At 71.2% G+C, this 10,285-nt stretch carries 11 protein-coding genes; 2 read left to right on the forward strand and 9 right to left on the reverse strand.

Annotation, left to right across the window (positions count from 1 at the left end; all coding sequences use genetic code 11):
- Positions 1 to 245: 245 nt before the first annotated feature.
- Genes ACFRFC_RS37315 through ACFRFC_RS37325 form a run of 3 tightly spaced genes read right to left on the reverse strand, consistent with a single transcriptional unit; the run spans position 246 to position 2,288 of the window.
- Positions 246 to 1,175 (reverse strand): NAD kinase, encoded by a 930-nt coding sequence (locus ACFRFC_RS37315; protein ID WP_382693479.1) that lies wholly within the window; start codon positions 1,173 to 1,175, stop codon positions 246 to 248.
- Positions 1,172 to 1,987 (reverse strand): TlyA family RNA methyltransferase, encoded by an 816-nt coding sequence (locus ACFRFC_RS37320; protein ID WP_382693476.1) that lies wholly within the window; start codon positions 1,985 to 1,987, stop codon positions 1,172 to 1,174. Before ACFRFC_RS37320 ends, ACFRFC_RS37315 begins: the two co-directional genes overlap by 4 nt.
- A 7-nt stretch (positions 1,988 to 1,994) precedes the next feature.
- Positions 1,995 to 2,288: a hypothetical protein gene (locus ACFRFC_RS37325; protein WP_382693474.1), complete on the reverse strand. Its 294-nt coding sequence runs from the start codon at positions 2,286 to 2,288 to the stop codon at positions 1,995 to 1,997.
- Positions 2,289 to 2,330: 42 nt separating this feature from the next.
- On the opposite strand from ACFRFC_RS37325, the gene ACFRFC_RS37330 reads away from it, so the two are divergent.
- A complete protein-coding gene (locus ACFRFC_RS37330) occupies positions 2,331 to 2,678 on the forward strand; it encodes a sterol-binding protein (RefSeq protein WP_382693518.1) in 348 nt (115 codons plus the stop codon).
- Positions 2,679 to 2,725: 47 nt separating this feature from the next.
- On the opposite strand, the gene ACFRFC_RS37335 is transcribed toward ACFRFC_RS37330, so the two are convergent.
- The 4 genes from ACFRFC_RS37335 to ACFRFC_RS37350 all read right to left on the reverse strand — a co-directional run bounded on the left by ACFRFC_RS37335 (position 2,726) and on the right by ACFRFC_RS37350 (position 6,934).
- Entirely contained in the window at positions 2,726 to 3,598 is an 873-nt protein-coding gene (locus tag ACFRFC_RS37335) for an ABC transporter ATP-binding protein (RefSeq protein ID WP_382693472.1), read from the reverse strand.
- A gap of 42 nt (positions 3,599 to 3,640) precedes the next feature.
- Positions 3,641 to 4,708, reverse strand: a complete 1,068-nt coding sequence (locus tag ACFRFC_RS37340) for a FecCD family ABC transporter permease (protein ID WP_382693469.1) — start codon at positions 4,706 to 4,708, stop codon at positions 3,641 to 3,643.
- An 8-nt stretch (positions 4,709 to 4,716) separates the two neighbouring features.
- Positions 4,717 to 5,760, reverse strand: coding sequence for a FecCD family ABC transporter permease (locus tag ACFRFC_RS37345; RefSeq protein ID WP_382693467.1), 1,044 nt, complete (start codon positions 5,758 to 5,760; stop codon positions 4,717 to 4,719).
- Positions 5,761 to 5,905: 145 nt separating this feature from the next.
- Positions 5,906 to 6,934 carry an HAD hydrolase-like protein gene (locus ACFRFC_RS37350; protein WP_382693465.1) on the reverse strand — a complete coding sequence of 343 codons (1,029 nt, stop codon included), beginning with the start codon at positions 6,932 to 6,934 and terminating at the stop codon, positions 5,906 to 5,908.
- An 84-nt stretch (positions 6,935 to 7,018) separates the two neighbouring features.
- Between ACFRFC_RS37350 and ACFRFC_RS37355 the strand changes: the two genes are divergently transcribed.
- Positions 7,019 to 8,308, forward strand: coding sequence for a DUF1015 family protein (locus tag ACFRFC_RS37355; RefSeq protein ID WP_382693464.1), 1,290 nt, complete (start codon positions 7,019 to 7,021; stop codon positions 8,306 to 8,308).
- 84 nt (positions 8,309 to 8,392) lie between these two features.
- Here the strand turns inward: ACFRFC_RS37355 and ACFRFC_RS37360 are convergent, their stop codons facing one another.
- Positions 8,393 to 9,115: a tetratricopeptide repeat protein gene (locus tag ACFRFC_RS37360; protein WP_382693516.1), complete on the reverse strand. Its 723-nt coding sequence runs from the start codon at positions 9,113 to 9,115 to the stop codon at positions 8,393 to 8,395.
- Positions 9,052 to 10,080, reverse strand: coding sequence for a hypothetical protein (locus tag ACFRFC_RS37365; RefSeq protein ID WP_383112697.1), 1,029 nt, complete (start codon positions 10,078 to 10,080; stop codon positions 9,052 to 9,054). Before ACFRFC_RS37365 ends, ACFRFC_RS37360 begins: the two co-directional genes overlap by 64 nt.
- Positions 10,081 to 10,285 lie beyond the last annotated feature (205 nt).

Genomic DNA, 10,285 nt, shown 5'->3' on the forward strand with positions numbered 1-10,285 from the left:
CCCTCCCGGACAGCGCCCCTTGGGGGCGCGGGGAACTGCGCAACAAACCACACCCGACCCGCACCCGCACACCCCCCACAACTCACCCTCCCGGACAGCGCCCCTCAGGGGCGCGGGGAACTGCGCAACAAACCACACCCCACCCGCACCCGCACACCCCCCAGAACCCACCCTCCCGGATGGCGCACAGAAATGCCGGGAACCCTCATCCCCACCCCCCAGACACCCCCCAGAAGGGCGGAGCCCTAGTGCGGAGCACCTCGCCACCCAGAAACCGGCAACGCGAACTTCGCCACCAGCCGGTCGGTGAACGACGCATGATGCAACCGAGCCAACCGCACCGGCACCGCCCCCCGCCGCACCTCCACCCGGGCCCCCGCCGGCAACTCCACCGTCCGCCGCCCGTCACACCACAGCACCCCCGGCGGGATATGCGGCAGCACCTCCACGGCCAGCACCGAATCCGGCGAGGTCACCAACGGCTTCGCGAACAGCGCATGCGCACTGATCGGCACCATCAGCAACGCCTCCACCTCGGGCCACACCACAGGCCCCCCGGCCGAGAAGGCATACGCGGTCGACCCGGTCGGCGTGGACAGCACGATCCCGTCACACCCGAACCCCGTCACCGGCCGCCCGTCGATCTCCAGCACGACCTCAAGCAACTTCTCGGCGGTAGCCTTCTGCACCGCCGCCTCGTTCAGCGCCCAGTCGGTGTGCACGATGTCCCCGTTGCTGTGCACGACGACATCGACGGTCATCCGCTCCTCGACCTCGTACTCCTTGGTCACCACCCGGTCGACCACCTTGTCGAGGTCGTCCCGCTCGGCCTCGGCGAGAAACCCGACCCGCCCGAGGTTGACGCCGAGCATCGGCACCCCGGACGCCCGCGCGAACTCCGCGCCCCGCAGCAGCGTCCCGTCACCCCCGAGCACGATCAGCAGCTCGCACCCGTCGAGGCACTGCGGAGTCGCCTCCTTGACCAGCCCTACCTCTGGGGGCAGCGGCAGATCCCGCGCCTCATGCTCCAGCACCCGCACCCCGATCCCGGAGCGCAGCAGCCCTTTCACCACCAGTTCGGCGCTGCGGATGGCCGCGGGCCGCCCGGTGTGCGCCAGCAGGAAAACCGTACGAGAACCATCAGGCGTCTCGGTAGGACAAGGGTTCGATGTCAACGCGGCCCCTCCGCCACAGCACGGTCAACGTCGGCCGGGGCCAGTTCCGGAGCCCCGGCCCGCAGCCACAGAAAGTATTCGACATTCCCCGACGGTCCGGGCAGCGGACTGGCCGTCACTCCCCGCACCCCGAGGCCCAGCTCCCACGCCTTCGCGGCGACACCGCGCACCGCCTCGGCGCGCAGTTCCGGACTGCGCACCACTCCGCCGCTGCCCAGCCGCTCCCTGCCCACCTCGAACTGCGGTTTGACCATCATCACCAGATCCGCGTCCGGTGTCACACACCGCGTCAGGGCGGGCAGCACCAGTCCGAGCGGAATGAAGGACAGATCCCCCACGACCAGATCCACCGGCTCCCCATCGATCGCCTCGACCGTCAACTCGCGTACGTTCGTACGATCCTTGACGGTGACGCGTTCATCGCTCTGGAGCGTCCACGCGAGTTGGCCGTATCCCACATCCACGGCGACGACGTGCGCGGCGCCCGCGCGCAGCAGCACATCGGTGAACCCGCCGGTCGAGGCCCCGGCGTCCAGCGCCCGCCGCCCCGCGACGACCAGCCCCAGGGGCACGAAGACCGCCAGCGCGCCGGCGAGCTTGTGCCCGCCCCGGGACACATACTCCGGATCGCTGTCGTCGACGGCGACGACGATCGCCGCCGCCGTCTCCACCTGCGTGGCGGGCTTGGTCGCGAGGGTTCTGCCGACACTGACCCGCCCGGCGGCGATCAGCTGACCGGCGTGTTCCCGCGACCGCGCGAGCTTACGGCGGACCAGTTCCGCGTCCAGTCGGCGACGTGCGACTCCTGCCACGTTCGGTTCAGCTCCTGCCCTGGGGGTACGGCGTCGGGGGCGCCGGAGGTCCCGGGCGGGCGTCGAGCGCGGTGAGCGCGTCACGCAGCCCCCGGTGCACATCCTCGTACACCTCCACATGCCCGTCCGTGGTGAGGTGGTCGGCATCGGCCAGCCGCTGGAGCCCGGCGTCCACACCGGCGTCACCGGTGGGCGTACGGGGGACGTCCAGGGGCGCGGGGGCAGCGGGCTCGTACGCGGGTTCGAAACCGTCCCCGGTCTCCTCCGTCAGGATCTCCCTCTCCGGCACTGACTCGCTCATGCCCCGACGCTACCGCGAAGCGCTGCGGTACCGTCGATCATGATGGCGACGATCGAGGAGTGCCGCGACGCACTCGACAGGCTCTCGGCCAAGATGGGGCACGCCGAGGGCGATGTCCGCGCGGCCACCACTATGGACCGCTCGGTGAGCTGCCACATCACCGACCTGGACATCACCTTCGTGGGCCGGATGCAGGACGGCCGGATCGACGTGCGCGACACCGTGGCGGGCCCCCCTTCCGAGAAGGCCCAGATCCGGCTGGCCATGACCGGCGACGACCTGATCGCCCTGGTCGACGGCCGGCTCGGCTTCGCCCCCGCCTGGGGCTCGGGCCGGATCAAACTGACAGCGGGCCTGCGCGACCTGCTGCACCTGAGAAAGCTCCTGTAGGAAAGCTCTGTAGAAAGCCCTGGTCGAAGTCCCCGGCAGCAAGCCCCTCAGGAAGCCTCCCCGGCCACCGCCCCCGCCTTCCCCAGGGACACCCCCCGCCCCTTCCGCGCCGCCGGCACCACCAGCGGCGTACCCGTCTCCGGATCGTCGATGACCTGACACCGCAACCCGAACACCTGCCCGACCAGCTCGGCGGTCACGATGTCGCTCGGAGCCCCCTCCGCGATCACCGCACCGTCGCGCAGGGCGATGAGATGCGTGGCGTACCGCGCGGCGTGATTGAGATCGTGCAGCACGGCCACCAGCGTCCGCCCCTGCTCCTCATGCAGCTCCGCACAGAGATCGAGTACGTCGATCTGGTGCTGGATGTCGAGATACGTCGTCGGCTCGTCCAGCAGCAGCAGCGGCGTCTGCTGGGCCAGCGCCATGGCGATCCACACCCGCTGCCGCTGGCCGCCGGACAGCTCGTCCACATACCGTTCGGCCAGGTCGGCCACCCCGGTCCGTGTCATGGACTCCCGCACCACCCGCTCGTCCTCGGTGGACCACTGCCGCAGGATGCCCTGGTGCGGATACCGGCCCCGGCCCACCAGGTCGGCGACCGTGATGCCGTCCGGCGCGATGGACGACTGCGGCAGCAGCCCCAGCGTCCGGGCGACCTTCTTGGCGGGCATCGACTGGATGAGCTGCCCGTCCAGCAGCACCCGGCCCCGGCTCGGCCTGAGCATCCGCGACAGCGCCCGCAGCAGCGTCGACTTGCCGCACGCGTTCGGACCGACGATCACCGTGAAGGAGTTGTCGGGTATCTCCACGGACAGCTGCTCGGCGATGACGCGCTGGTCGTAGGCGAGGGTGACCTTCTCGGCGGACAGGCGGTTCACGGTGCTCCCTGAAAAGTTCCGGTTCTCGGCGGCGCTCATGTCCGCCTCTCGATGGCGGTCATGTCCGCCTCTCGATGCCGCTCATATCCGGCCCGCCTTGCGCTCGGTGACCAGCAGCCACAGCAGATAGCCGCCGCCGAGGACACCGGTGACCACGCCGACCGGCAGCTGATCGGAGCCGAACAGCCGCTGCGAGGCCCAGTCGGCGCTGACCAGCAGGGCGGCGCCCATGCACAGGGACGGCACCAGGTTGGGGCCGGGCGAGCGGGTGAGCCGGCGGGCGAGTTGCGGGGCGGTCAGCGCCACGAAGGCGACGGGTCCGGCGGCGGCGGTGGCCCCGGCGACGAGCAGCACCGCGGCCAGCATCAGCACCAGCCGCACCCGCTCGACCCGCACCCCGAGCGCGTACGCCACATCGTCGCCCATCTCCAGCATCCGCAGCCCGCGCGCGTGGGCGAGGACCAGCGGTACGAGGATCGCGCACAGCACCAGCAGCGGCCAGACCTGGTCCCAGCCCCGGCCGCTGAGCGATCCGGTCATCCAGACCACGGCCCGCGCGGCGTCCACGATGTCCGCCCTGGTCAGCAGATAGCCGTTGACCGCGGTGACGACCGCCGAGACACCGATCCCGACCAGGACCAGCCGGTATCCGTGCACTCCCCGCTTCCAGGCGAGCAGATAGATCGCCGCCCCGGTCGCCAGCCCCCCGACGAGCGCACCCACGGTGACCTGTTCGGCGCTCCCGGACATCAGCACGATCACGATCAGCGCCCCGGCCGTCGAACCCTGCCCCAGCCCGAGCACGTCCGGACTGCCCAGCGGATTGCGCGAGATCGACTGGAAGAGCGCCCCGCCCAGCCCCAGCGCCGCCCCCACCAGCAGCCCGACCAGCACCCGCGGCAACCGCAGCTCATTGACGATGAACTCCTGCCCGGCGTCCCCCTGCCCGGCCAGCGTCTTCAGCACATCGACCGCCGGAATCGGGAAGTCGCCGGTGCCGACCAGCAGCACGCTCATGAGCAGCGCCACGCCCACCAGCAGCACCCCGACGACCAGCGCCCGCGCGTCCACCCGCAGGGACAGCCCGCCCGGCGTCCGCACGGCCGCCCACCCCCGGGCCTTCCCGGCCCCGTCCGATGCCCTGCTCACCGCGGTCCTCACAGCTGGGCCGTCCTCCGCCGTCGTACGAGATAGATGAAGACCGGGCCGCCCAGGATCGCGGTGATGATCCCGACCTGGACCTCCGCCGGCCGCGCGATCAGCCGCCCGATCACATCGGCGCCGAGCAGCAGCACGGGCGACAGCACGGTCGCGTACGGCAGGATCCAGCGCAGATCGGGACCGGTGAACGAGCGCACCGCATGCGGCACCATCAGACCGACGAACACGATCGGACCGCACGCGGCGGTGGCCGCCCCGCACAGCACGGTGGCGGCGAGCATCGACAGCGCCCGGGTGCGGTTGAGATGGGCGCCCAGCGCCTTGGCGGTGTCGTCGCCCATGGCCATCGCGTTCAGCGGCCGGGCCAGCCCGAGCGCCAGCAGGGTGCCGGTCACCAGGAACGGCAGCACCTGGACGATGGTGTCCGTGGTCGCCGCGTTCAAGGAACCGACCGTCCAGAACCGCATCTTCCCCAACGCCGCCTGATCCATGATCATCACGGCCTGGAGATAGCCGTACAGCGCGGCACTGATCGCCGTACCGGCGAGCGCCAGCCGTACCGGAGTCGCCCCGCGGCTGCCGCCGAGGAACCACACCAGCGCCCCGACCGCCGCCGCCCCGGCGAACGCGAACCACACATAGCCGATCAGGCTGGTGACCCCGAAGTAGGTGATGGCGGTGACGACCGCGGCGGACGCCCCCGCGTTGATGCCGAGCAGCCCGGGGTCGGCCAGCGGATTGCGGGTGAGCGCCTGGAGCACCGCGCCGGACAGCCCGAGGGCGGCCCCGGCGAGCAGCCCGAGCAGCGTCCGCGACAACCGATCACCCACGACGACATCGGCATACCGTCCCGAATCCTGGAACAGCCCGTGCCACACCTCGCCCAGCGAGAGCGGTTTCGCGCCAACCGCGATGCTCACCAGGGCGACCAGCACCAGCAACGCCAGCGCGACCAGCAGCCCAACACCGCGGATCACCCGGCGGGTTGGCGGCGCGGAAACCATGTCCACGCGCGGCTCGGGAGGACTCTCAACCAACACGAGGTTAGGTTAGCCTACCCTCCTATGCATCAAGGCGCCGCTGACCGCCACAGCCAGGGATCCACAGCGTGATGCAGCCGACTCCACCGGCCGATCCCCAGGCCCCGGGACCCACCCGCCCGACACCCCCCTCCTTCTCCTCCCCTCACAACTCCAACCGCGCCAGCGCCTTCCCCCCGTCGAGCCCGCAGGCCCCCTCCCCCGCCACCGTCCAGGCCGCCGCACACAGGGCACGCAACCCGTCCAGTGCCGCCCCCTGACCATCGAGTTCCAGCCGCTCGCCCCCGGCCCGCGCCGTCCAGCCCCCGCAACGGAAGCCGTCCCCGCTCTCCGTCACCTCCGGCTGCCCGGTGAGCAGCCCCCGCAGATCGGCGTCCACATACGTCGGCCGATGCTTCGGCGGCGCGGCCAGCAACTGCGCCCCGTCCGTCACCCCGGTGAGCACCAGCAGCGAGTCGACCTCCCCGTTGAACGCGCCCTCGATGTCCGTGTCCAGCCGGTCCCCGACCACCAACGGCCGTCGCGCCCCGGTCCGCAGAATCGTCTCCCGGTGCATCGGCGGCAACGGCTTGCCCGCCACCCGAGGCTCCGCGCCCGTGGCGATCCGCACCACTTCCACCGCCGCCCCGTTGCCCGGCGCGATCCCGCGCGCACTGGGAATCGTCAGATCGGTGTTCGACGCGAACCACGGCACCCCGCCCGCGATCGCGTAGCACGCCTCCGCGAACCGCCCCCACGCCAGCTCCGGCCCGCCGTACCCCTGCACCACCGCCACCGGCTCGTCGTCCGCCGACTCCACCGGCACCAGCCCGCGCTCCCGCAGCGCCACCCGCAGCCCGTCCCCGCCGATCACCAGCACCCGCGACCCGGCCGGCACCTGCTCGGCGATCAGCCGGGCCACCGCCTGCGCCGAGGTGATCACCTCCGCCGCGCCCGCCGGTATCCCCAGCTCGGTCAGATGCGCCGCCACCGCGTCCGGCGTCCGCAGCGCGTTGTTGGTGACATACGCCAGCCGCATCCCGCCGTCCCGGGCCGTGGCCAGCGAGTCCACGGCGTACGCGATCGCGTCACCCCCCGCGTACACCACCCCGTCGAGATCGAGCAGCGCCGTGTCGTACGCCTCGCTCAGCGCCCGCTCACTGCCCTCGGGCCTGGTCCTGACGCCCTGACTCATCGCACATCGCTCCTCGCTCAGGCGGCCTTTCCCCCGATCATCCCCCATGCCACTGACAGCGGTACGCGGACGTACGATGCCGGGATGAACTCAGCAGGTCACTCGGAAGCGACGGAGCGCCGGGGCCTGGAACTCACCCCGTTCCGCGGCCTTCGTTACGACCCCGACCGGGTCGGCAGCCTCGCCGCCGTGACGTCCCCGCCCTACGACGTCGTGGTCCGCCCCGACGGCCTCCACCAGCTCCAGGCCGCCGACCCGTACAACATCGTCCGGCTGATCCTCCCCGAGGCCACCACCGCCGAGGCGCGCAACGCCCAGGCCGCCGACACGCTCAGCCGCTGGCGCACCGAGGGCATCCTGACCGCCGACCCCGAACCCGGCCTCTACGTCTACGAACAGAGCGACGGCGAGGGCCTGCTGCAACGCGGAGTCATCGGCGCCCTGCGCGTCTCGGACCCGGCGGACCGGATCGTCCTCCCGCACGAGGACGTCATGCCCCACCTGGTGGCCGACCGGGCCGCCCTGATGCGCGCCACCTCCGCCAACCTGGAGCCCCTGCTCCTCACCTACCGGGGCGACCAGAGCACGACCACGGCCGAGGTCATCGAACGCACGGCGGAAGAGCCCCCCCTCCTCGCGACCACCACCGAGGACGGCTACCACCACCGCCTCTGGTCCCTCACGGACCCCTCCGACATCGCCACCGTCACCAGCGACCTCGCCCACCACCAGGCCCTGATCGCCGACGGCCACCACCGCTGGGCCACCTACCGCCGCCTGCGCGCCGAACACCACACCCCCAGCCCCTGGGACGACGGCCTGGTCCTCCTGGTGGACACCACCCGCTACCCCCTGCGGGTCCGGGCGATCCACCGCTACCTCCCCCACCTTCCCCTCCCGGACGCCCTGACGGCCCTGAAGCCCCACTTCCGCGTCCGCCGGCTGCACACCCCCCTCGCCCAGTCCCTGACGGCCCTCGCGGAAGCATCAGCCGAGGGCAACGCCTACCTCCTGGCCGGCGACGGCACCTACCACCTGGTCGACCACCCCGACCCGGACCTCCTGGCCCGCACGGTCCCCACCGACCGCCCCACCCCCTGGCGCACCCTGGACGCCACCGTCCTGCACGCCACCCTCCTCACCGCCCTCTGGCACATCCCCGAGGACTCCCCGACCGACATCGTCTACATCCACGACACGACGGCCACGGTCACCAAGGCGGAACAGGACGGCGGCACAGCAGTCCTCATGCACCCCGTCCGCGAGGAACTGGTCCGAGACCTGGCCCGCCAGGGCGTCACCATGCCCCGAAAGTCCACCTCCTTCGGCCCGAAACCGGCATCGGGCCTGGTCCTACGCACCCTGGACCTCTAACCCGCAAAACCCCAAAAAAGAGAGGGGGCGAAACTCCCCAACGGAAAGCCCCACCCCCCTCTCAACCTCAAACTCAACCGAGCCTCAGCCCTCCGAGTCCTCGGTCCCACCGCCCTCATCGTCATCTTCATCGAGCGCGTCGACGAACTCGACCCCGTCCAGCCCGGCAAGCCGGTCGGAGGCATCCGTACTGCCATCCCGATCGGCCTCGACGGCCTTCCCGAACCACTCCCGAGCCTCATCCTTCCGCCCGGCCGCCAGCAAGGCATCCGCATAGGCATACCGCAGCCGCGCACTCCACGGCTGTACGGAACTGGAAGCCAGCTCGGAACTCTGCAAGGTCACGATGGCCGCGTCCAACTGCCCCATGTCCCGCCGGGCCCCGGCCACGACGAGCCGCATCTCGACCTGCCCCGCCTTGTCGAGCTTCTGCACCTCCGGCGCCCCGGCCATGTCCAGCGCCTTCTCCGGCCGCCCGAGCCCCCGCTCACAGTCGGCCATCACCGGCCACAGATCCACATTCCCGGTCATCCGCCGCGCAGCCCGAAACTCCGCGAGCGCCTCCCCGTACTTCTGATTCGCATACGCCGCGAACCCAGCGGCTTCCCGTACGGCGGCAACCCGCGACGCCAGCCGCAGAGCAACCCGCGAATACCCATAGGCACCCTCGGGATCCTCGTCGATCAGCCGAGCGACCATCACCAGATTCTTGGCAACATCCTCCGCGAGGGTCTTCGGCAGACTCAGCAACTCCTGCCGTACACCGCCGTCGATCTCCTCACCCGTGACGTCCTCAGGAATCGGCAGCCGCTTGATCGGCTCCCGATCCCGCTCCCGCTCATCACGGAACCGACCGCCGCCGCCGGCACCACTGCCACGCCGATCGTCCCGCCCCTGGAACCCGCCGCCGGTACGCCCTCCCCGATCGTCCCGCCCCTGGAACCCGCCGCCGGTACGCCCTCCCCGATCATCCCGCCGAGGCCCACGCCCCCCACGGTCGTCCCGCCCCCGGAATCCCCCACGATCCCCACGGTCATCACGCCGAGCAGCGGGCCGATCGCCCCGGTCATCACGCCGAACCGCAGGCCGCTCACCCCGATCGTCCCGCCGGAAAGGCGGCCGATCACTACGCTCGTCCCGCCGGAAGCCCGGCCGATCACCTCGGTCGTCGCGACGCTCGTCCCGCCGAAAGGCAGGCCGATCACTCCGCCCACCACGGTCGTCCCGCCGCTCATCACGCCGGAACCCGCCCCGATCGGCACCCCGATCACCACCGCGATCACCACCACGGTCATCACTCCGACGATCATCGCGCCGAACGTAACTCCCACGGTTGTCGTCCCGCCGGAAACCACCCCGATCGTCACTACGCCGAGGACCACCACGCTCGTCATCGCGCCGGACGGCGGGCCTGTCACCATCCTGCCGGAAGGCCAGCCGATCGCCCCGGTCTCCCCGGTCGTCCCGCCGGACCCCACGCCGATCCCGGTCATCGTCCCGACGCGGAGGCCGCCCACGGTCATCCCGCTGATACGACGGCCGAGCCCCCCGCTCCCCACTGTCACGCCGGTCCGGGCCACTCCGCCGGTCGTCACGCCGGTCGTCACGCCCGCGGAACCCACCGCGCTCACCACGACCCGCACCAGCCGCACCACGGTTGTCGTCCCGCCGACCATCACCGCCGGGGCGGTAGCCACCACGGCCGGCCCGATCACCACCACGATCACTACGACCACCGCGATCACCACGCTCGTTGCGGTTCCCGCGATCACCACTGTCCCGTGGCCGCTGATCGCGCTCCGGTCGGTCGTCGGGAGAGTTGGTGGACATCGGTGACTCCTGTCTTAGGTACTGCAAGCATTGTAAAAACAAAAGGACCCCTGGTCCCAGCTGAACGCTGGGACCAGGGGTCCTTCCAAAGATTGTTCGGCGGCGTCCTACTCTCCCACAGGGTCCCCCCTGCAGTACCATCGGCGC

It is taken from the genome of Streptomyces sp. NPDC056734, assembly GCF_042790455.1.
Lineage (GTDB): Bacteria > Actinomycetota > Actinomycetes > Streptomycetales > Streptomycetaceae > Streptomyces.